Below are 20,780 nucleotides of genomic sequence, written 5' to 3'. Positions count from 1 at the left end.
GGACGCTCGGCACGCTCACCTTCGGGACGCGGGGTGCGCTCACGGAACGGGCGCTCCGAACGCTCGCCCTCGGGGCGTTCGCGACGCGGGGGCCGCTCGCTGTCCGTGCGGGGACGAAAACCGCGCTCGCCATCGGGGCGGGAGCGGAACGGACGCTCGGCACGCTCACCTTCGGGACGCGGGGTGCGCTCACGGAACGGGCGCTCCGAACGCTCGCCCTCGGGGCGGTCGCGACGCGGGGGGCGATCTCCCTCCGGGCGCTTGCGGAAGGTGCTTGTGCCGCCGCCCGGCCGGGGCTCGCGCACAGGGCGGGCACGCTTGGCCTCGCGTTCGCCTTCGCGGCGCTCGCGTTCGCGGAGCGGACGAGCCGGGCGCTCCTCCTCCGAGGCGGTCTCGGTGGAGCGCACGCGCTGCACCAGCACCTTGCGGCCCTTGCGATCGGCGACAAGGCCGGACGTCACGCTGCGATCGGCGCTTTCCTCAAGGTCGATCGGCCGGCGGCGGTGGCGGTCCTCCCCGCCTTCCGGCTTGGCGTAGCGCGGGCCCTTGGCGCCGGCCTTGCCAGCCGGCTTGGCGGCACGCGCGGGCGCCTCTTCCTCGGGGACGGCGTGGTCGAACACCGGGCCGTCGAAATCCGCGCCGGCGGCAGCGGAAAGCTCGGGGCCGAGCTGGTCGGCGAGCACGCGGGTGCGCACTTCCTCGACCGCGCCCTGCGCGATTTCGCCGAGCTGGAACGGGCCGTAGGACAGGCGGATCAGGCGGTTCACGTCGAGCCCAAGCGAGCCCAGCACATTGCGGACTTCGCGGTTCTTGCCCTCGCGCAGCGCCAGCGTCAGCCACACATTGGCACCCTGCACGCGGTCGAGCGCGGCCTCGATCGGCCCGTAATGCACGCCGTCGACCGTCACGCCCTTGATGAGGGCGTCGAGCTTGTCCTGGGTGATCTCGCCCTTGGCGCGCACGCGGTAGCGGCGCAGCCAGCCGGTTTCCGGCAGCTCCAGCAGGCGCGAGAGCCCGCCATCATTGGTGAGGAGGATCAGCCCTTCGGTGTTGAGGTCCAGCCGGCCGACCGAGACCAGCCGCGGCAGCCCCTGCGGCAGGATCTCGAACAGGGTGGCGCGGCCCTCGGGGTCGAAATTGGTGGTCACCACGCCCTTGGGCTTGTGGTAGAGGAACAGCCGCGTGCGCTCCTTGGCCGGGATCGGCGTGCCGTCGACCTCGATGAGGTCCTGCGCGGTCACGGTGCGGGCCGGGCTTTCGAGCACCTCGCCATTCACCGCCACGCGGCCGGCGAGAATCCATTCCTCGATCTCGCGGCGCGAGCCGAGCCCGGCACGGGCGATGACCTTGGCGACGCGCTCGGCCTCGCGCGGTTCCAGAGCGGTGATCTCGCGCGGGGCGCGCGGCACCTTGTTGTGATCCTTGCGAGGCGGGGCTTTTTTCGGCATTGGGTCAATCCGGTTTGGGTCGCGGTGCTATCATGTCCCGCGGTACGAGGCGAGCACTTGACGCAACAAACACAAGCGAGCGTTGCCGGAAGCCGTCCGGACTTCATGGGCCGGGCGCTGGAAGAGGCGGAAAACGCCGCCTCCCGTGGCGAGGTCCCGATCGGCGCGGTGCTGGTCCGGCACGGGGCGATCATCGCCGCCGACGGCAACCGCACCCGCGAACTGGCCGATCCCACCGCCCATGCCGAGATGCTGGTGATCCGCGCCGGTGCAGCCGCGCTGGGCACCGATCGGCTCTCCGATTGCGATCTCTACGTCACGCTGGAGCCCTGCACCATGTGCGCGGGCGCCATCGCCTGGGCGCGGCTGCGCCGGGTCTATTACGGCGCGGCCGATCCCAAGGGCGGAGCGGTGGAGAGCGGCGTGCGTTTTTTCGCGCAGGCCACCTGCCATCACCGGCCGGACATCTATGGCGGCTTTCGCGAGAGCGAGGCGGCGGGCCTGCTGAGGGAATTTTTCGCGGGGCGGCGGTGATCACCCCAGCACCGCCTCCAGCCGGCGCTTTACCTCGTCCTTTACCGGCTCGGCGGCCTTGAGGACGGCGGTGGCGCGGAAGAATTCCAGCACGCGGAAGGCATCGACATTGGGCCGGATCAGCACGTCCGGCGCGCCGGCCTTCAGCTTTTCCGCCACGATGGACGAGGCCATGATCTGCAGCGTCGCGAACATGGCGTCGAACGGGCCGGGAAGGCCGCGCGTCTCGCCATTGTGCCCGCCGGTGATGTCGACCGCGATCACGATGTCGGCCTTGTTGCGCAACAGGTCGAAGGGCAGCGGGTTGACCGCCCCGCCGTCGACCAGCGTGTGCCCGCCCTGCGTCACCGGGCGGATCAGGCCGGGGATGGCCAGAGAGGCACCGACCGCCGGGCGGATCGCGCCATGGTGGAGGATGCGCTCGCAGCGGCCCCAATAATCGGTCGCCACGACTTGCAGCGGGATGCCCAGCTCCTCGAAGGTCTGCGGCACCACCTCCGGCAAAAAGGCGTCGACGAAGCGCTCGGCGTCGATCAGCACCGGATTGCCGAGGCCGCCGAACAGGTCCTTGATGCGTCCCACCCGCGCGGTGAGCAGGCGCCCCATCGTCTCGCGGCGGTTGCGCAGCAGGCTCAGCGCGAGATGCCGGATGTCGCGGCCCGGCATGCCGGCGCAATAGGCCGCGCCGACCAGCGCGCCGATCGAGGTGCCGGACATGGCCACCGGGCGGACGCCGAGTTCGTCCAGCGCTTCCAGCACGAGAATATGCGAGAGCCCGCGCGCGCCGCCCGAGCCAAGCGCGACGCCGATGGTCGGCCCGCCGGGCGGGCGGGGCACGGGTTCGGCCGGATGCCGGCCACCGTCGTGATCGCCGGAGGCCGTTGCCGCAACATGGTTGTCGCCGTGCCGTGCACGCTGAGTCATCGCCTGATCGTCCATATCCGGCATCCTGCCACGCTCACGCGGCATTTCTGTGCGCGCCTTATGGTCGAATACCGGCGGAAGGCGCCGTCAGCCCAGCGCGCGCCACGCGATATCGCTGCGGCAGAAGCCCTCGGGCCAGTCGAGGCGCGCCACCGCGTCATAGGCGCGTTCGCGGGCCTCGGCAACATTGGAGCCGATGGCGGTGACATTGAGAACACGCCCGCCATTGGCGACGATCGCGCCGTCGCGTCGTGCGGTGCCGGCATGGAACACATGCACGCCCGGGATCGACCCGGCGGCCTCCAGCCCGGAAATCACCGAGCCCTTGTCATAATGGCCCGGATAGCCCCTGGCGGCCATGACCACGGTGATGGCGGCCTCGGGCTTGAGCGCGATGTCGTGGTCCTCCAGCCGGCCGGTCGCGGTGGCGTGGAGCAGCGGCAGCAGGTCGCCGTCGAGCCGCAGCATCAGCACCTGGCATTCGGGATCGCCGAAGCGGACATTGTATTCGATCAGCTTGGGGCCGTCGGCGGTGATCATCAGCCCGGCGAACAGGATGCCGCGATAGGCGCTGTCGGCATCGGCGAGCGCGCGGGCGGTCGGCTTGACGATCTCGTGGAGCGTGCGGCGCTCCATCTCGGCGGTGAACACCGGGGCGGGGGAATAGGCGCCCATGCCGCCGGTATTGGGGCCCTGGTCACCGTCGAAGGCGCGCTTGTGGTCCTGTGCCGAGCCGAAGGGCAGCACGGTCTCGCCGTCGACCAGGCAGAAAAAGCTGACCTCCTCGCCATCAAGGAATTCCTCGATCAGGATCTCCGTGCCGCTGGCGCCCATGGCGAACACCTCGTCGATGCCGGCCAGCGCCTCGTCCAGGGTCATGGCGACGATCACGCCCTTGCCGGCCATCAGCCCGTCGGCCTTGAGCACGATCGGTGCGCCATGGCGGCGCACGAAGGCGCGGGCGGCTTCGGCATCGGAGAACCGGCCGAAGGCGGCGGTGGGAATGTCGTGCGACTTGCACAGTTCCTTGGTGAACAGCTTCGAGCCTTCGAGCTGGGCGGCGACGCGGCGCGGGCCGAACACGGCGATCCCCTCGGCGATCAGCCGGTCCGCGAGCCCATCGACCAGCGGCGCTTCCGGGCCGACGACCACCAGGTCGATGCCTTCCGCCCCGCACAGCGTGACGAGGGCGTCATGATCGGTCAGCGGGATGGTGTCGATGCAGCGGGCGAATTCCGCGATGCCGGGATTGCCGGGCACGGCGATGAAGGTCTCCATCAGCGGGCTCTGAGCCAGCTTCCAGGCGAGCGCATGCTCGCGGCCGCCCGAGCCCAGCAGAAGAACGTTCATCGCCTGCATCTCCTTGCATCATCCGCGTTCGGCCTAAACGTTCGGGCGTGAACGGGCAAGGGGCATGAGGGAAAGCCGCGCGGCGGGCGCGGCCCGGCTACTCGTAGGCGAGCGCCGTCACCGGGTCCATGCCGGCGGCCTTGCGGGCCGGCAGGTAGCCGAAGACGAGGCCGGTGAGGAAGGCGCAGCCGAAGGCGAGCAGCGGCGGCATCAGCGAGAGCAGGATATTCGCCCCCATCGCCTCCAGCCCCAGCGCGGCACCGATGCCGAGCGCGACGCCCACCGCGCCGCCGACGCCGCACACCACCAGCGCCTCGGTGTTGAACTGCAGCATGATGTTGCTCATGCGCGCCCCGGTGGCCATGCGGATGCCGATCTCGCGGGTGCGCTCGGTCACGCTCACCAGCATGATGTTCATCACGCCGATACCGGCCACCAGCAGCGAGATGGCGGCGACGCAGCCCAGCACCAGCGTCAGCGTGTCCTGCGTCGCCATGGCGGTCTCCAGGAATTGCGAGGTGTTGCGCACCTGGAAATCCTCGGTCTGGTGCCGCTCGGTGATGATGCGGGTGATGGCGGCCTCAGCGGTGGGAATATCGTCGGCATTCTCCACCTTCACGGTGATCGAGCCGAGGAAGCGCCGGCCGAACACCCGCATGAAGCTGGTGGAGAGCGGGATCAGCACCGTGTCATCCTGGTCCTGGCCGAAGGCGTTCGCACCGCGCGGAGACAGGATGCCGATCACCTCATAAGGCACGTTCTTGATCAGGACGTACTGCCCGATCGGGTCGTCGCCGCTGAACAGGTTGTTCACCACGGTCTGGCCCAGCACCACGACCGGCGCATAGGTGCGCACGTCTTCGCCGGTGAACATCACCCCGCGGGCGATCGGCCAGTCGCGGGCGCCGAGATAATCGGCATTGGTGCCGACCACCTGGGTGTAATAGTCCTGCGAGCCGAAGCGCAGCGTGGCGCGGCCCGAGCGCTCGGGCGCGACGGCGCTGAGGCCCGGCACGGCGCCCAGCGCGTCGGAATCCTCCGGCAGCAGCGTGGCATTGTCGCCGGAGGAGCGGATGCCGGCCGCGCCGGGGCGCACGATCAGCAGGTTGGTGCCCATCTGCGAGATGCGCTCCAGCACGCTCGCCTTTCCGCCGTCGCCGACCGCCAGCATGGTGATGACCGAAGCGACGCCGATGACGATGCCGAGCAGTGTCAGCGCGGTGCGGAAGATGTTCGCATACATCGAGGAGAAGGCCATGCGCACGGCCTCCGCGAGGTCCGGCACGAAGCGGGCGAAGCGGCCGCGCCGGGGAGTGCCATGTGCCGGCAGCGGCGCCCGGTCCGGGTCGGTTTCCCGGCGTTCGTCCGAGACGATGCGCCCGTCCTGGAAGCGCACGATGCGCCGGGCATGGGCGGCGACATCGGCATCATGGGTGATGAGGATGACGGTGTGGCCTTCCGCGTTCAGCTCGGTGAGCAGCGCCAGCACATCCTCGCCGGAGCGCGAATCCAGCGCGCCGGTGGGCTCGTCGGCGAGGATCACCGGCGCGCGGTTCATCAGGGCGCGGGCGATGGAGACGCGCTGCTGCTGGCCGCCGGAAAGCTGGCTCGGCCGGTGCTCGGTGCGGTCGCCGAGGCCGAGCCGGGCCAGGAGTTGCGTCGCGCGCTCCGCGCGCTCGTCCTGCGGCATGCCGGCATAGATGGCGGGGATCTCGACATTCTCGGCGGCGGTGAGCGTCGGCAGCAGGTTGTAGCGCTGGAACACGAAGCCGAAGGTGGAGCAGCGCAGCCCCGCCAGCGCGTCCGCGTCCAGCTCCTCGACATCGACGCCGGCCACGCGATAGCTGCCCGACGAGGCGCGGTCGAGACAGCCGACAATGTTCATCAGCGTCGACTTGCCGGAGCCGGACTGGCCCATGATGGCGATGAACTCGCCGGGATGGATGGCGAGCGAAACGCGGTCCAGCGCCCGCACCACGGTCTCGCCGTTCGGGTAGATGCGGCTGACGTCGACCAGCTCGATGATCGGCTGGCCGGTCTCGCCGCGCGGGGCATCTGCCGGCGCCGGGTCAATTCTCGCGCTGTCGGCGGGGCGGCCGGCGATGACGTTCATCGGCGCGTTCCCCTAGAGCCGCGGCGGCATGGCGGGGCGCTGTTGCCCGGCGGGACGCGGGGCGCTGGCGCCGGTCACCACGACATCGCCGGGGGCGAGGCCCTCGACCACCTGCGTCACCGTGCGGTTGGACAGGCCGGTCTTCACCATGCGCTCCTCCGGCCCCTTGGGCGTCATCACGCGCACGCTGTGGGTGCCGTCGCGGCGCGTGCGCAGGGCCGGCGTCGGCACCAGCGGCACGTTTTTCGCCTCGCCGAGGCGGAAGAACACCTGCGCCGTCATGTCGGTCATCAGGGTGAGGTCGTCATTGGGCACGTCGATCAGCACGTTGTAGAGCACCACGTCATTGACGATCGTGGGCGTCGGCTCGATCTGGCGCACCGTGCCGTTCCAGCGCCGGTCCGGCAGGCCGAGCGTGGAGAAATAGACCGGCGTGCCGACCTTGATGCGGGGAATGTCGCCCTCCGCCACCTGCGCGGTGACGGTCATGGTCTGCAGGTCGGCGATGCGCAGCACGATGGGGGCGGACTGGTTGGCATTCAGCGTGCCGCCCTCGCGCGCGGTGATCGAGACCACGGTGCCGTCGATCGGGGCGTAGATCTTGGTGTAGCCGAGATTGGCGAGGTCGCCGTCCAGCGTCGCCTGGGTCTGGGCGATCTGGGCTTTCAGCGCATCAATCTTGGCCTCGCTGATGCGGGCGGTGGCGATGGCGGCGTCGGCGGCGTCCTTGCTGCCGCTCTGCTTGGCCAGCAGTTCCTGCGCGCGCTCCTCGCGCAGCCTGTCCAGCACGAGCTGGGCCTGCGCCTGCGCGAGCTGGGCGCGCAGATTGTCGAGGCTGGCGCGGTCGCCGGCGACGCGGGTCTGGTAGACCGTGGGGTCGATCTCGGCGAGCAGATCGTCCTTCTTCACCAGCGCGCCGACATCGGGAATGATGGTGCGGAGCTGGCCGGACACCTGCGTGCCGACATCGACATAGGTCTTGGGCTGCATCTTGGCGATGGCGGTGACGCTGGTCTCGATGTCGCCGAGCGTAACCGGCGTGGTCTGCAGGGCGGGCTGCGCCGTGGCCGCGGCTTCCTGCCGGGCGTAGTAGTAATAGCCGCCCGCGCCGCCCGCGAGAACGAGCGCGCCGAGCACGAGCGGCCAGCCGCGACGCTTGCGGCGCCGCACCACATGCGCCTCGCCGCTGGCCTGACTGTCCCGGCTGGTTTCGGACCTCTGCAACATCGCGTTCTCGCCTATCCCGTTCCATTACAAGGGATAAGGCTCAAGCTGCGGCGCACAAAGTGAATTCGCGGTAATGATAGGCAAAGCCTATGGAAAACCGCAATTGTCGTGCGTCTAGTCTATAGAACTTCCAAGGAACGGTCGGCGGCTCAATGGTCGAGCGGGCGATAATCGCCGGTGGCCGGGTCGCGGCGCAGGGTGCGGCTGGGTTCCGGCGCGCGGGCATCGAGGTCGCGACGCGTGGCGTCCAGTTCCTGGTTTACGCGGCGCGATTCCTTGGCCAGCAGCTTGACCAGCGCAGCGGCGCCGATCGCGCCGATCGCCAGAACGAACACAGGCGGCATGGTGTCTCCCCCGCTGTCATTCCCACGCGTTCACAGCCCGAAACGGCTCCACATCGCGCGCTCTTCCGCCGCGCCCAGCATCTGCTCGGCGAAGCCGGCGCCGATGGCGGCGGCCTCCGGCAGGGCCGCCGTGGATACGCCCGGCGTGCGCCGGCCGAACAGGCCGCCGCTGGACTGGATGAGCGGTGTCACGACCTTCTCGCCATAGCGCGCCTTGAGGAAGGAGCGCAGATCGCCGATGGCATCGATCAGCCCGAGTTCCAGCGCCTGCGGCGCCACCCAGAACTCGCCGGAAAATAGGGCGTCATCAGGGCTCGACAGGACATCGCCGCGCCGCTCCTTCACCAGGGCGATGAAGCCGTCATGCACATCCTTTTGCAGCGCCTTCAGCCGCTCGACATCCTCGGCCTTTTCCGGCTGGAACGGGTCGAGGATCACCTTGCTCACGCCGGCGGTGTAGACGCGCCGGTCAATGCCGAGCTTGCCAATGGCGCGGTCGAAGCCGAAGCCGGCGCTGACCACGCCGATCGAGCCGACGACCGAGAAGGTGTCGGCGACCACCTCGTCCGCCGCGCAGGCCAGCATGTAGCCGCCCGAGGCCGCGACATCCTCCACGAAGGCGATGACCGGGATCCCCTTCTCCTGCGCCAGCAGCCGGATGCGACGATAGATGAGGTGGGACTGTACCGGCGAGCCGCCCGGCGAATTGATCACCAGCGCCACCGCCTTGGCACCCTTGACCGCGAAGGCGCGGTCGAGCGCCTTGGCGATGCCGGCGAAGGTGAGGCCGGGGCGCAGCGGCGCATTCATGCCGATGGCGCCGTGCAGGCGCACCACCGGCACGATCGCGTTATCACCGCGCAACCGCGCGGGCAGAATGGGGCGGAGCCGGCGGCGGAGCGTGTCGAGGAAGCTGTTGTTTGCCATGGCAGAGAGATAGGGCTGCGCGGGGATTCTCTCAAGCGAGGGCGTACCCGAACGGCAACTTATTCCAGCGCCACCCCTTCGCCGGCCCGCAACAGGCGTTCGGTCTCAGGTGAAGGCCGGCCATCCGCGCCGGCCAGCACGAGGCCGGGCAGAAGCCGGGGGGGGGTGCGTCGCCCCTTGATCGCCCCGACCAGCAGCCGGATCGCCGGGGCCTGCGCCGTGGGATGCACCGGAAGGATCGATACGGCACCGAAACGCCCCCGCAGCGCCTCCAGCAGCGCCTCCAGCGCCTCCGGGCGGTGAATGAGGCGCAGCCGGCCTCCCGCCTCCAGCAGCCGCTCGGCGGCCTTGATCCACGCCTCCATACCGGCATCGGGAATGGCGTGGGCGCGCGCCTTCTCGTCGAGCGGGGAGACGCGGTGGCGGGCGGGATCGTTGAAGGGCGGGTTGGCCAGCACGACATCGGCCGCGCGCGCCGCCGGCAGGTCGGGGCCGGACGGACGGGCGAGCGTCGCGATATCGGCGGTGACCACCGTGATGCGCGCGCTCATGTCCGGTGTCTGCCGGGCGGCGTTGCGCGTGGCGAGCGCGGCGGTGGCGAGGTCGATCTCGACCAGCGTCACCCGCGCCTCCGGCAGGCGGATGGCGACCGACAGTCCCGCCGCGCCGACCCCGGCGCCGAGGTCGACGGCATGGCGGGCATCGGTCGGCACGGTTGCGGCGAGCAATAGCGCGTCATGCCCCGCGCGGTGCCCGCGCGCAGGCTGGAGCAGCCGCAGCCTTCCGCCGAGCAGGGCGTCGTCCGTGGTCTCTTCCGGTGATGTCGGCAGGCTCACGGGCGCGGCTCCGCGGGATCACTCGACAGCGAGGGCATGGCCGAAGCCGGCCTCCGACAACAGCGCCCGCGCCGCCCGATAGCGCTCCTCCTCCACCAGCAGCCGGCGCGGCAGCAGGCCGATCGAGCCTTCCAGCGCGCTCATGTGCTGGTCCAGCACGACATGGCCGATGCCGGCACTGGTGAGCAGCGCCTCGATGGCGTTGAGCAGAATCAGATCATTGGTCAGGACAAGGGGACGCATCGCGGCATTGGCGCAGGAACCGGCCGCAAGGGCAAGCCGTCCCCGAGGCACCCGGCGCGGCTTCGACGGCAGCCTCGTTCCCGGGTCAACTTTCGCTTGTCCTGCGAGTGGGCTATGAGAAGGCTTCGGCACGCCGCCTCCGGCGTTTCGTCCGCCGTTCCCTTACGTCGCCTGACGCGTTCATTTGAAGGAAATCGCCCGTGGCCGTCGTCCTTCCGTTCGACCCCGCTGCCGAGATCGATGCCGAGCCGTCGCTGGAGGGCATCCTCACCCTCGTGCGCGCCGACATGGAGCGGGTGAACGCGCTCATCCTGTCGCGCACGGGTTCGGAGGTGACGATGATCCCCGAGGTCGCCCAGCACCTCATCTCCTCCGGCGGCAAGCGGCTGCGCCCGATCCTGACCCTCGCCACGGCCGACCTCACCGGCTATGCCGGCGACGGCCATATCAAGCTGGCCGCCTCCGTCGAGTTCATGCACACCGCCACCCTGCTGCACGACGATGTGGTCGACGACAGCGAGATGCGCCGTGGCAAGCTCGCCGCCCGCATGCTGTGGGGCAACGAGGCCAGCGTGCTGGTCGGCGACTTCCTGCTGGGCCAGGCGTTCCGCATGATGATCGAGGTCGGCAACATGCGCGCCCTCGATATTCTCTCCACCGCGGCCGTGGTGATCGCCGAGGGCGAGGTGGCCCAGCTCGCCGCCGCCAAGAACACCGCGACCAGCGAGGACGAGTATCTCGCCGTGATTCGCGGCAAGACCGCCGAGCTGTTCGCCGCCGCCTGCGAGGTCGGCCCGGTGATCGCCGGCCGGCCCAAGGTCGAACAGTCGGCCTGCCGCAGCTATGGCATGAATCTCGGTATCGCCTTCCAGCTCATCGACGACGCGCTGGATTATGGCGGCTCGCGCGCCAAGCTCGGCAAGAATGTCGGCGACGATTTCCGCGAGGGCAAGATCACCCTGCCGATCGTGCTGGCGTTCCGGCGCGGCAATGACGAGGAACGGGCCTTCTGGAAGCGCTGCCTCGAAACCGGCGAGATCAACGAGGGCGACCTCGAACACGCGATGAAGCTGCTGGCGCGCCACGACGCGCTGGCCGACACGGTGGACCGCGCCCGGCACTACGGCGCCATGGCCAAGGACGCGCTCGGCCTGTTCGCCGACGGCCCGGCCAAGCGGGCGCTGCTCGACGTGGTGGATTTCTGCGTGGCGCGGGCGCGCTGAGCGTCCGTTCAGCCCCGTGGCGCCAAGATGATGATCGCCGCCCCGGCGAGGCACACCGCCCCGCCCACGAGGTCCCAGCGATCCGGCCGGAACCCTTCCACCGCCCACAGCCAGGCCAGCGACGCCGCGACATAGACCCCGCCATAGGCCGCGAAGGCGCGTCCGGCGGCGGCGGATTCCACCAGCGTCAGCAGCCCGGCGAAGGCGATCAGGCTGACCACGCCCGGCCCGAGCCAGAGCGCGCTCGCGCCCTGCCGCACCACCGCCCAGAACGCGAAGCAGCCGGCGATCTCCGTGAGCGCGGCGAGGGCGAAGACGATGGGCGTGTGCATGCCGTGGGTCTTTCAGCCGAGGATGGTGGACTTGACCCACCAGTCGGGGTGAAGGCGGGCCACCATCTTGGCCGCGCGCGCCGCTGCCCGGCAATCGTCATACAGGGCGAACATGGTCGCACCCGAGCCGGACATGCGCACCAGACGCACCTCCGGCGTCGCCCTCAGCGCGGCCTCCACCGTGTCGAGTACGGGCACCAGCGCATGGGCCGGCGGCTGGAGATCGTTGGGCGCGCCCGCGAGAAAATCGAGCACCGCGCGGCGGTCCGCGAAACCGCCCGGCCGCGCGGCATCAGTGAGCCGGGTGCCGGGCGGCAGCGCCAGCGCCCGGAACACGGCGGCGGTCGCGACCGCGACCCCGGGATTGACCAGCGCCGCTCCGAAGCGCGGCAGGGTCAACGGCGCAAGACCCTCGCCCCGCCCGGTCATCACGCAGGCACGGGAATAAAGACACACCGGCACATCGGAGCCGGTGGCGAGGGCGGCTTCAAACAGGCGGGGATCGTCGCGCGCGATCCCGTTGAGCCGCGCCAGCAGCCGCAGGCCGGCCGCCGCGTCCGCCGAACCGCCGCCAATGCCGGAGGCGACGGGCAGACGCTTGTCGAGACGGAAGCGGCCGGCGGCCAGGCCGGGCACCCGCTCCGCCAGCTCCCGCGCGGCCTTCAGCACCAGATTATCCGGCTCGGCCGCGAGCGCGCCGGCGCGCGGGCCGGTCATGTCGAGCCCGAGGGCCTCGCCCGGGAACAGCGCCAGCCGGTCGCCGGTGCCGGCAAAGGCGACCAGGCTCGCCAGATCGTGATAGCCATCCGCCCGCCGTCCGGTGACCCGCAGCGACAGGTTGATCTTGGCGGGCGCGCGCTCGGAAAGCGGGGCGGTGTCGGCGGGAGCGATCATGAGGCGCTTATGCGCGGGCCTGCACCGGGCGACAAGAGGGGCGCCCGTCTGCCTCGTGCTCTGCCCCCGTACCCCGCCCTTGCGCGCAGATCGGCTTTGGGCGTATAAGCACGCCATCAAAGACATCTCACAGCGACTGAACGGTCGGTTGAGAGTGGGTTCCGCCGCCGGGACCCGCTCTTTTTGCATTGAGCCCGTTCAGCCGTCCGGCGAGGACAATGAGCGAACATCAGACCGACGACCTGAACGAGAGCGCCGCCGCGACCGACGCGCCCGCGCTGAACGAGCCCCGCCTCGTCACCGAGAGCGGGCCCGCCGCTCGTGTCGCCGCCATTGTGGGTCCGGTGCTCGAAGGGCTGGGCTTCCGCCTGGTGCGGGCGAAGATCTCCGGCGGCGAGCACCTCACGCTGCAGATCATGGCCGAGCGTCCGGACGGTTCGTTCGGCATCGACGAGTGCGAGGCGGCCAGCCGCGCCATCTCGCCGGTGCTCGATGTCGAGGACCCGATCTCCGGCGCCTACAACCTCGAAATGTCCTCCCCGGGCATCGATCGGCCGCTGGTGCGGCTCTCCGATTTCCAGCGCTGGGCCGGGCATGAGCTGAAGATCGAGATGGCGGTGCCGCATGAGGGGCGCAAGCGCTTCCGCGGCAAGCTCATCGGCGTCGAGGGCGCCAACGCGGTCGTTCGCCTGCCGGATGCGCCCGCCGGCGCGCCGGACACGCATCATCTGCCGATCGTCGATATCGGCGATGCGCGCCTTGTGCTGACCGACGATCTGATCCGCGAGGCCCTGCGGCGCGACAAGGCGCTGCGCGAAGGCGCGGGCATCGAGGAAGACGAGATCGACGAGGCCGATTTCGATGCGGCCGATTTCGGCGGTGAGCCGGAGAGCGAGGGCGAGAGCATCGCTGTCCGGGTCATTCCGCCCAAGAAGATGCCGGTCCGCAAGGGCCCCATGCTGAAGCCCAAAGGCGCTGCGAAACCGACCAAGAAGTCCAACGCCAAACGCAAATCCCACGCGAAGGAGACCTGACAATGGCTGTGGTCAGCGCAAACCGGCTCGAACTTCTCCAGATCGCCGATGCGGTCGCGCGTGAGAAGTCGATCGACCGGCAGATCGTCATCGCCGCCATGGAGGACGCCATCGCCAAGGCGGCGCGCTCGCGCTACGGCGCGGAGACCGACATCCATGCCGAGATCAACCCGCGCACCGGCGAACTGCGGCTGGCGCGCCATCTGCTGGTGGTCGAGCAGGTCGAGAATTCCGCCATCGAGATCGACCTCACCGGCGCGCGCCGTCTGAACCCGGCCGCGCAGATCGGCGATTCGATCGCGGACACGCTGCCGCCGTTCGATTTCGGCCGCATCGCCGCGCAGTCTGCCAAGCAGGTCATCGTGCAGAAGGTGCGCGAGGCCGAGCGCGACCGGCAGTATGACGAGTACAAGGACCGTATCGGCGAGATCGTCAACGGCGCGGTCAAGCGCGTGGAATACGGCAATGTGGTCGTCGACCTCGGCCGTGGCGAGGCCTCGCTGCGCCGCGACGAGCTGCTGCCGCGCGAGATCTTCAAGACCTCGGATCGCATCCGCGCCTATGTCTATGACGTGCGCCGCGAGCCGCGCGGCCCGCAGATCTTCCTGTCGCGCACCCATCCCCAGTTCATGGCCAAGCTGTTCGCGCAGGAAGTGCCGGAAATCTACGACGGCATCGTCGAGATCAAGGCGGTCGCCCGCGACCCCGGCTCGCGCGCCAAGATCGCCGTGACCTCGCGCGATTCCTCGGTCGACCCGGTCGGCGCCTGCGTCGGCATGCGCGGCTCGCGCGTGCAGGCCGTGGTGAACGAGCTGCAGGGCGAGAAGATCGACATCATCCCGTGGTCGCCGGACGTCGCGACCTTCATCGTCAACGCGCTGGCCCCGGCGGAAGTCGTCAAGGTCGTGCTCGACGAGGATCGCGAGCGTATTGAAGTCGTGGTCCCGGATGCCCAACTAAGTCTGGCGATCGGCCGTCGCGGCCAGAATGTGCGCCTCGCCTCCCAGCTCACCGGCTGGGACATCGACATCATGACCGAGGCCGAGGAAAGCGAGCGCCGGCAGAAGGAATTCGCCGAGCGCACCAAGATGTTCGCCGAGGCGCTCGATCTCGACGAGATGATGGGCCAGCTCCTCGCCTCCGAGGGCTTCGCCACGGTGGAAGAACTGGCCTATGTGCCGATCGGCGAACTCGCGGGCATCGAGGGCTTCGACGAGGACACCGCGCAGGAATTGCAGAACCGCGCTCTGGGCTATCTCGCCCAGGTCGAGGCCGATTTCGAGGAACGGCGCATCGCGCTGGGCGTCGAGGACGGGCTGCGCGAGGTGCCGGGCGTGACCTCGGCCATGCTGGTGGCGTTCGGCGAGAACGACATCAAGACCGTCGAGGACCTTGCCGGCTGCGCGACCGACGACCTGACCGGCTGGACCGAGCGCAAGGACGGCGAGACCGTCCGCATCGCCGGCGCGCTGGAAGGCTTCAGCCTCTCCCGCGAGGATGCCGAGGCGCTGATCATGCAGGCCCGCGTCAAGGCGGGCTGGATCGCCGAGGATGATCTCGCCGGCCCGGCCGACGAGGACGTGGCGGAAGAAGACGCGGAGACCGGCGCCTGAGCGGCGCGGGTCTCGTGAAGGGAGCGCAGGGTGAAGGACGGCGCGGCGGACGAGAACGGCTTGGTCGATGACCTCGCCCCGGCATTGGCCGGGAGCGTGGCGCCGTCCGCCGTCGAACCGGATGCCGCCGCCTTCGCGCCGACGGCCGCCGACGGCGCCGCCGATCTGGCCGACGAGACCGACGACGGACCGGCGGCGGCCCGTCGTGAACCGTCCCGGCTGTGCCTCGCCACCCGCGAGGTGACGCCGGTGGCGCGAATGCTCCGCTTCGTGGTTGCGCCTGATGGCACCGTGGTGCCCGATCTCGGGGCGCGGCTGCCGGGGCGGGGAGCCTGGGTTACGGCCACGCGCGGGGCTCTCGCGCAGGCGATGAAGAAAAAGGCCTTCGGGCGCGCCTTCAAGGGCAAGGGACGGGCCGATGCGGCGCTGCCCGAGCTGGTGGAAGGCCTGCTGGAGAAAGACGCGCTGGGTGCGCTCGGCATCGCCAACAAGGCGGGGCGCGTGATCACCGGCACGACCCGCGTGAACGAGGCGCTCCAGAGCGGGGATGTCGCGGTGCTGGTTCACTCCAGCGACGCGGCCCGCGACGGCGCCGCCAAGCTCGATGCGCTGGCGAATCGCATCGGTGAGGCAACAAACAGGCAGATTGCCGTCACAGAATGCCTCTCCGGAGTGCAATTGGACTTGGCGCTAGGGCGGGCAAATGTGGTACATGCTGCGCTGCTCGCGCATCCGACGAGCGCGGGGTTTCTCTCGCGTGTAAGAAAGCTCGAGGCCTGGCGCGCCAGTTAGAGGCTGGTGCACAGATATGACGCATCCCCGCGCAGGGCGTGGATGTCGAGGAACGGAAACCGAATGACCGATACGAAGAACCCCGGCGAGAAGACGATGGGCGTTGGCCAAGGGAGCAAGACCCTGACGCTCAAGAGGCCTGTCGAGCAGGGCGTCGTCCGTCAGAGCTTCAGCCATGGCCGCTCCAAGGCCGTGGTGGTGGAGAAGGTGAAGCGCCGTGTGCTCGGCCCGGGTGACAAGCCCGAGGCGCCGGCCAGCGCTGCCGCCAGCACGCCCGCTGCGCCGCCGGTTTCCGCACAGCCCGCCGCTCCCGCCCGGCCCGCCGCCGGTCCGTCCGGTGCGCCCGCGCGTCCGGCCCCGTCGCAGCCCGCGCGCCCGCCGGTGCAGAGCCGCACCCAGCCCGCGCCCGGCGCGAACATTTCCGGGCCGCGGCCCGCTCCCCAGGGCTCGCGCCCGGGTGGCGTCGTGCTGCGCTCGCTGACCGAGGAAGAGGCCCGCGCCCGCACCGCCGCCCTTCAGGACGCGCGCGTCCGCGAGGTCGAGGAACGCCGCATCGCCGAGGAAGAGGCCCGCCGCCGCGCCGAGCGCGAAGTGCGCGAAAAGGCCGAGCGCGAGGCCGCCGAGGCCCGCAAGCGCGAGGAAGACGCGCGCCGCGCCTTCGAGGAGGAAGCCAAGCGCAAGTCCGAGCAGGAGGCGCGCAAGCGCTTCGGCGAGGACAATGCCTCCGCGCCTGCGGCGTCGCCCGCTGCCGCTGCTGCGCCGTCCGCCCGCGCACCGCAGTCCACCACGACCTCCGCCCCGGCCGTTGGCGCTCCGCGCGTGGCCACCCCGCGCAGCCCGACCGCGATGGAAGCGGAGGATGACGAGCGTCGTCCGGTCCGCCGCGGCCCCGGCGGCGCTCCCGCGCGTCCCGTTCCGCCGCCGCAGAAGCCGACCCGCCCCGCCGGCCCGGACAAGAGCCGCGGCCGTCTGACGGTCGTCACCGCCCTGTCGAGCGAGGACGAGCGCCAGCGTTCGGTCGCCTCCTTCCGCCGTCGCACCCAGCGCATGAGCGGCCACCGCCAGGTGGAAGCCAAGGAAAAGATCTCCCGCGAAGTGACGGTGCCGGAGACCATCTCGATCCAGGAACTCGCCAACCGCATGGCCGAGCGCGCGGTCGACGTGATCCGCCTGCTGATGAAGCAGGGCCAGATGGTGAAGATCACTGATGTGATCGACGCCGATACCGCCCAGCTCATCGCCGAGGAACTCGGCCATTCCGTGCGCCGCGTCGCCGAATCCGACGTCGAGGAAGGCCTGTTCGACACGCCGGACACCGAGGACGAGCTGGTCTCGCGCCCGCCCGTTGTCACGATCATGGGCCATGTCGACCACGGCAAGACCTCGCTGCTCGACGCCCTGCGCTCGGCCAATGTCGTCTCCGGCGAGGCCGGCGGCATCACCCAGCATATCGGCGCCTATCAGGTCGTCTCGCCGCTCGGCGGCAAGATCACCTTCATCGACACGCCCGGCCATGCGGCGTTCACCGCCATGCGCGCCCGCGGCGCCAAGGTGACGGACATCGTGGTGCTGGTGGTCGCGGCCGATGACGGCGTGATGCCCCAGACTGTGGAAGCCATCAATCACGCCCGCGCCGCCAAGGTGCCGCTGATCGTGGCGATCAACAAGATCGACAAGCCGGACGCCAAGCCCGAGCGCGTGCGCAGCGAACTGCTGCAGTACGAGGTTCAGGTCGAAAGCCTGGGTGGTGACACGCTGGAAGTCGAAGTCTCGGCCAAGGCCCACACCAATCTCGACAAGCTGCTGGAACTGATCAGCCTGCAGGCCGAACTGCTCGACCTCAAGGCGAACCCGGTGCGCGATGCCGAAGGCACCGTGATCGAAGCCAAGCTCGACCGTGGCCGTGGTCCGGTCGCGACCGTGCTGGTTCAGCGCGGCACGCTCCGGGTCAGCGACATCGTGGTCGCCGGCGCCGAATGGGGCCGCGTGCGCGCCCTTATTTCGGACAAGGGCACCCAGCTCGGCGAGGCCGGCCCCTCCACCCCGGTGGAAGTGCTCGGTTTCAACGGCACGCCGGAGGCGGGCGACCGCCTTGCGGTGGTGGAGAGCGAGGCCCGTGCCCGCGAGATCACCGACTATCGCCAGCACCAGAAGCGCGAGAAGGCAGCGGCCCGTTCCGCCACCGTCCGCGGCTCGCTGGAGCAGATGATGAGCCAGGCGAAGACGGCGGGCCGCAAGGAATTCCCGCTGATCATCAAGGGCGACGTTTCCGGCTCGGTGGAAGCGATCATCTCCTCGCTGGAGAAGCTCGGCACCGACGAGGTGCAGGCCCGCATCATCCATTCCGGCGCGGGCGGCGTGAACGAGAGCGACGTGACGCTGGCCGAGACCGCCGGCGCCGCGATCATCGCCTTCAATGTGCGCGCCAACAAGGAAGCCCGCGAGGCGGCCGAGCGTGCCGGCATCGAGATCCGCTACTACAACATCATCTACGACCTCGTGGATGACGTGAAGGCGGCGATGGGTGGCCTGCTGGCGCCGGTCAACCGCGAGACCATGCTCGGCAATGCCATGATCAAGGAGATCTTCGCGGTCTCCAAGGTCGGCAAGGTCGCCGGCTGCCTGGTCACCGACGGCATCGTCGAGCGCGGCCAGCATGTCCGCCTGATCCGCGACAACGTGGTGATCCACGAAGGCAAGCTCGCCACGCTCAACCGCTTCAAGGATGCGGTCAACGTGGTGCATGCCGGCCAGGAGTGCGGCATGTCGTTCGAGAACTACCAGGACATGCGCGCCGGCGACGTCATCGAGTGCTACCGCGTCGAGGTGGTGCAGCGCACGCTGTGATCTGCACCTGTTAGACCCGGGCGCCCGGCAGCGGGCGCCCGAAAAATTCCGCGGGGATCGGCGGTCCAAATCCGCCTGTCCCGGTCGAAGCCGGCCCGTGCCCCGTCCGGGGCGGGCCCTGAAGGTTTGTAAACGATCATGAAGAACAAGACCGGTTCGGGTTCCGGCCCGAGCCAGCGCCAGTTGCGCGTGGGCGAACTGGTGCGCCATGCGCTCTCCGATATTCTCTCGCGCGGCGATCTTCCCGATCCCGCGCTGGCGCGCGTGCTGATCACCGTGCCCGAGGTGCGGATGAGCCCCGATCTCAAGATCGCCACCTGCTACGTCATGCCGCTCGGCGGCAAGGGCGAGAAGGAGGCCATCGCCGCTCTGGCTGCCAATGCCAAGCCGTTGCGTGGCGAAATCTCCCGGCGCGTCGAGCTGAAATACACCCCGGAACTGCGGTTTCGGCTGGATACCTCCTTTGAGGAAGGCGCGCGGATTGACGCGCTTCTGCGCTCGCCCGACGTGCAGCGCGACCTCGGCACCGACAACGAGACCGACGGAGACGACCAATGAACGCCCCGGTGAACGCGCCGCTTTCCGCCGAGGCGCTCGATGCGCCGGCGCTGCCGGTGAAGGACGCGCCGGCCCGCAAGCGCCGCCCCAAGCGCGACATTGACGGCTGGGTGCTGCTGGACAAGCCTATCGGGATGACCTCGACACAGGCGGTCGGCGCGGTGAAATGGCTGTTCTCGGCCAAGAAAGCCGGCCATGCCGGCACGCTCGACCCGCTCGCTTCCGGCTGCCTGCCGATCGCGCTCGGCGAGGCCACCAAGACCGTGCCCTTCGTCATGGACGGCCGCAAGATCTACCGCTTCACCGTGCGTTGGGGCATCGAGACCGATACCGACGACAGCGAGGGAGCGTCGGTCGCCACCTCCGACGTGCGCCCGTCCCGCGCGGCGATCCTCGACGCGCTGGAAAGTTTTCGCGGAGAGATCCAGCAGGTCCCGCCGGCCTATTCGGCGCTGAAGATCAATGGCGAGCGCGCCTATGACCTCGCCCGCGACGGCATCGTGGTGGAACTTGCGGCGCGCACCGTGGTGATCCACCGCATCGAGCTGATCGACGAACCCGATGCCGACCATGCGGTGTTCGAGGCCGAATGCGGGAAGGGCACCTATGTGCGCTCGATCGCCCGCGATATCGGCCGCCTGCTCGGCACGCGCGGCCACATCGCCGCCCTGCGCCGCACCTGCGTCGGCACCTTTGCGGAGGCCGATCTCGTGCCGCTGGCGCGGCTGCGCGAAATCTCCGAGGCGATGGACGACGCCGCGCCGATGGAAGCGCTCCGGCCGGTGGATGTCGGGCTCGACACGCTGCCGGCGCTCCGGGTCTCCCCGGCCGATGCCGCGCGCCTCGCTCATGGCCAGAGCATCATCCTGCGCGGGCGCGACGCGCCGGTGCTTGAAGGCTTCGTCGCCATCAATGCCGGCGGCCGCCTGATCGCGCTCGGCGAGGCGGAAGCCGGTGAAATCCACCCGCGCCGGATTTTCCATTCCGGGCGGTGACGGCCGCGCCAACCGCCCTCGCGCGCCGCACATCGCGCTAGCCACGCTGGCGTTTTCGTGTATGGTGCCGGCGCGTTGCGGACATACCTCCGCGCGATCCGCAGTGCTTCGACCGTGCTGGACGACATCCCGGCCCGGCCGAACGGCGGACAAGGCGGCGACAGGGCGATTCATCGCCGACGTGCGCCGCCGCTTCTATCGTCATGACAATCGAAAGGAAGACCGATGTCGATCACTGCGGAGCGCAAGCAGGCGCTCATCACCGAATACGCCACCAAGCCGGGCGACACCGGCTCGGCGGAAGTCCAGGTCGCGATCCTCACCGAGCGTATCGTGAACCTGACCGAGCACTTCAAGAGCCACGCCAAGGACAACCATTCCCGCCGCGGCCTGCTGAAGCTCGTCTCCGCCCGCCGCGGCCTTCTCGACTATCTCAAGAAGACCGAGGAAGGCCGCTACAAGGCCCTGATCCAGCGGCTGGGCATCCGTCGCTGATTTTTGCGGGCGGTGTCCGGCGTCGCGCCGGGCCCGCCCGTTTCTGCTTCG

At 69.7% G+C, this 20,780-nt stretch carries 20 protein-coding genes; 9 read left to right on the top strand and 11 right to left on the bottom strand.

What is annotated here, in order from left to right; genetic code table 11:
* Positions 1 to 1,448: pseudouridine synthase (locus MKI84_RS11720; protein WP_241619635.1), on the bottom strand; the 1,448-nt coding region annotated here is incomplete at its 3' end.
* A gap of 105 nt (positions 1,449 to 1,553) precedes the next feature.
* Between MKI84_RS11720 and MKI84_RS11715 the strand changes: the two genes are divergently transcribed.
* A complete protein-coding gene (locus MKI84_RS11715) occupies positions 1,554 to 1,982 on the top strand; it encodes a nucleoside deaminase (RefSeq protein ID WP_241619659.1) in 429 nt (142 codons plus the stop codon).
* On the opposite strand, the gene MKI84_RS11710 is transcribed toward MKI84_RS11715, so the two are convergent.
* The 8 genes from MKI84_RS11710 to MKI84_RS11675 form a co-directional block, all read right to left on the bottom strand.
* On the bottom strand, positions 1,983 to 2,906 hold the full coding sequence (locus MKI84_RS11710; protein WP_241619633.1) for a patatin-like phospholipase family protein: 924 nt from the start codon (positions 2,904 to 2,906) through the stop codon (positions 1,983 to 1,985).
* A gap of 87 nt (positions 2,907 to 2,993) precedes the next feature.
* Entirely contained in the window at positions 2,994 to 4,256 is a 1,263-nt protein-coding gene (purD, locus tag MKI84_RS11705; RefSeq protein WP_241619632.1) for a phosphoribosylamine--glycine ligase, read from the bottom strand.
* Positions 4,257 to 4,353: 97 nt separating this feature from the next.
* On the bottom strand, positions 4,354 to 6,369 hold the full coding sequence (locus MKI84_RS11700) for a MacB family efflux pump subunit (protein ID WP_241619631.1): 2,016 nt from the start codon (positions 6,367 to 6,369) through the stop codon (positions 4,354 to 4,356).
* A 12-nt stretch (positions 6,370 to 6,381) separates the two neighbouring features.
* Positions 6,382 to 7,596 carry an efflux RND transporter periplasmic adaptor subunit gene (locus MKI84_RS11695; RefSeq protein ID WP_241619630.1) on the bottom strand — a complete coding sequence of 405 codons (1,215 nt, stop codon included), beginning with the start codon at positions 7,594 to 7,596 and terminating at the stop codon, positions 6,382 to 6,384.
* 149 nt (positions 7,597 to 7,745) lie between these two features.
* Positions 7,746 to 7,940 carry a hypothetical protein gene (locus tag MKI84_RS11690; protein ID WP_241619629.1) on the bottom strand — a complete coding sequence of 65 codons (195 nt, stop codon included), beginning with the start codon at positions 7,938 to 7,940 and terminating at the stop codon, positions 7,746 to 7,748.
* Positions 7,941 to 7,970: 30 nt separating this feature from the next.
* Positions 7,971 to 8,867, bottom strand: a complete 897-nt coding sequence (locus tag MKI84_RS11685) for a S49 family peptidase (protein WP_241619628.1) — start codon at positions 8,865 to 8,867, stop codon at positions 7,971 to 7,973.
* Positions 8,868 to 8,926: 59 nt separating this feature from the next.
* Positions 8,927 to 9,703, bottom strand: a complete 777-nt coding sequence (locus MKI84_RS11680) for a tRNA1(Val) (adenine(37)-N6)-methyltransferase (protein WP_241619627.1) — start codon at positions 9,701 to 9,703, stop codon at positions 8,927 to 8,929.
* 18 nt (positions 9,704 to 9,721) lie between these two features.
* On the bottom strand, positions 9,722 to 9,946 hold the full coding sequence (locus MKI84_RS11675; RefSeq protein ID WP_241619625.1) for a putative signal transducing protein: 225 nt from the start codon (positions 9,944 to 9,946) through the stop codon (positions 9,722 to 9,724).
* 200 nt (positions 9,947 to 10,146) lie between these two features.
* Here MKI84_RS11675 and MKI84_RS11670 point away from each other — a divergent pair, with 200 nt between their 5' ends.
* On the top strand, positions 10,147 to 11,169 hold the full coding sequence (locus tag MKI84_RS11670) for a polyprenyl synthetase family protein (protein ID WP_241619624.1): 1,023 nt from the start codon (positions 10,147 to 10,149) through the stop codon (positions 11,167 to 11,169).
* Between the two features lie 8 nt (positions 11,170 to 11,177).
* Here MKI84_RS11670 and MKI84_RS11665 read toward each other — a convergent pair whose 3' ends face one another.
* Both MKI84_RS11665 and MKI84_RS11660 read right to left on the bottom strand, forming a co-directional pair.
* Positions 11,178 to 11,501 (bottom strand): YnfA family protein, encoded by a 324-nt coding sequence (locus MKI84_RS11665; protein ID WP_241619623.1) that lies wholly within the window; start codon positions 11,499 to 11,501, stop codon positions 11,178 to 11,180.
* Between the two features lie 12 nt (positions 11,502 to 11,513).
* A complete protein-coding gene (locus MKI84_RS11660) occupies positions 11,514 to 12,395 on the bottom strand; it encodes a 4-(cytidine 5'-diphospho)-2-C-methyl-D-erythritol kinase (RefSeq protein ID WP_241619622.1) in 882 nt (293 codons plus the stop codon).
* 218 nt (positions 12,396 to 12,613) lie between these two features.
* On the opposite strand from MKI84_RS11660, the gene rimP reads away from it, so the two are divergent.
* From rimP to rpsO, 7 genes are all read left to right on the top strand, one after another.
* Positions 12,614 to 13,429, top strand: a complete 816-nt coding sequence (gene rimP / locus MKI84_RS11655; protein ID WP_241619621.1) for a ribosome maturation factor RimP — start codon at positions 12,614 to 12,616, stop codon at positions 13,427 to 13,429.
* Positions 13,430 to 13,431: 2 nt separating this feature from the next.
* A complete protein-coding gene (gene nusA / locus MKI84_RS11650) occupies positions 13,432 to 15,042 on the top strand; it encodes a transcription termination factor NusA (RefSeq protein WP_241619620.1) in 1,611 nt (536 codons plus the stop codon).
* 30 nt (positions 15,043 to 15,072) lie between these two features.
* On the top strand, positions 15,073 to 15,834 hold the full coding sequence (locus tag MKI84_RS11645) for an RNA-binding protein (protein WP_241619619.1): 762 nt from the start codon (positions 15,073 to 15,075) through the stop codon (positions 15,832 to 15,834).
* 63 nt (positions 15,835 to 15,897) lie between these two features.
* On the top strand, positions 15,898 to 18,681 hold the full coding sequence (gene infB / locus MKI84_RS11640) for a translation initiation factor IF-2 (RefSeq protein WP_241619618.1): 2,784 nt from the start codon (positions 15,898 to 15,900) through the stop codon (positions 18,679 to 18,681).
* A gap of 138 nt (positions 18,682 to 18,819) precedes the next feature.
* Entirely contained in the window at positions 18,820 to 19,239 is a 420-nt protein-coding gene (rbfA, locus tag MKI84_RS11635) for a 30S ribosome-binding factor RbfA (protein ID WP_241619617.1), read from the top strand.
* Positions 19,236 to 20,234, top strand: a complete 999-nt coding sequence (gene truB, locus MKI84_RS11630) for a tRNA pseudouridine(55) synthase TruB (protein ID WP_241619615.1) — start codon at positions 19,236 to 19,238, stop codon at positions 20,232 to 20,234. Before rbfA ends, truB begins: the two co-directional genes overlap by 4 nt.
* A gap of 225 nt (positions 20,235 to 20,459) precedes the next feature.
* Positions 20,460 to 20,729 (top strand): 30S ribosomal protein S15, encoded by a 270-nt coding sequence (gene rpsO / locus MKI84_RS11625; protein WP_241619614.1) that lies wholly within the window; start codon positions 20,460 to 20,462, stop codon positions 20,727 to 20,729.
* The last annotated feature ends 51 nt before the right edge of the window (positions 20,730 to 20,780 follow it).

The organism is Ancylobacter gelatini (genome assembly GCF_022601675.1).
GTDB lineage: Bacteria > Pseudomonadota > Alphaproteobacteria > Rhizobiales > Xanthobacteraceae > Ancylobacter > Ancylobacter gelatini.
Note: the sequence above shows the minus strand (reverse complement) of the source record. Positions and strands in the feature narration are given on the sequence as shown.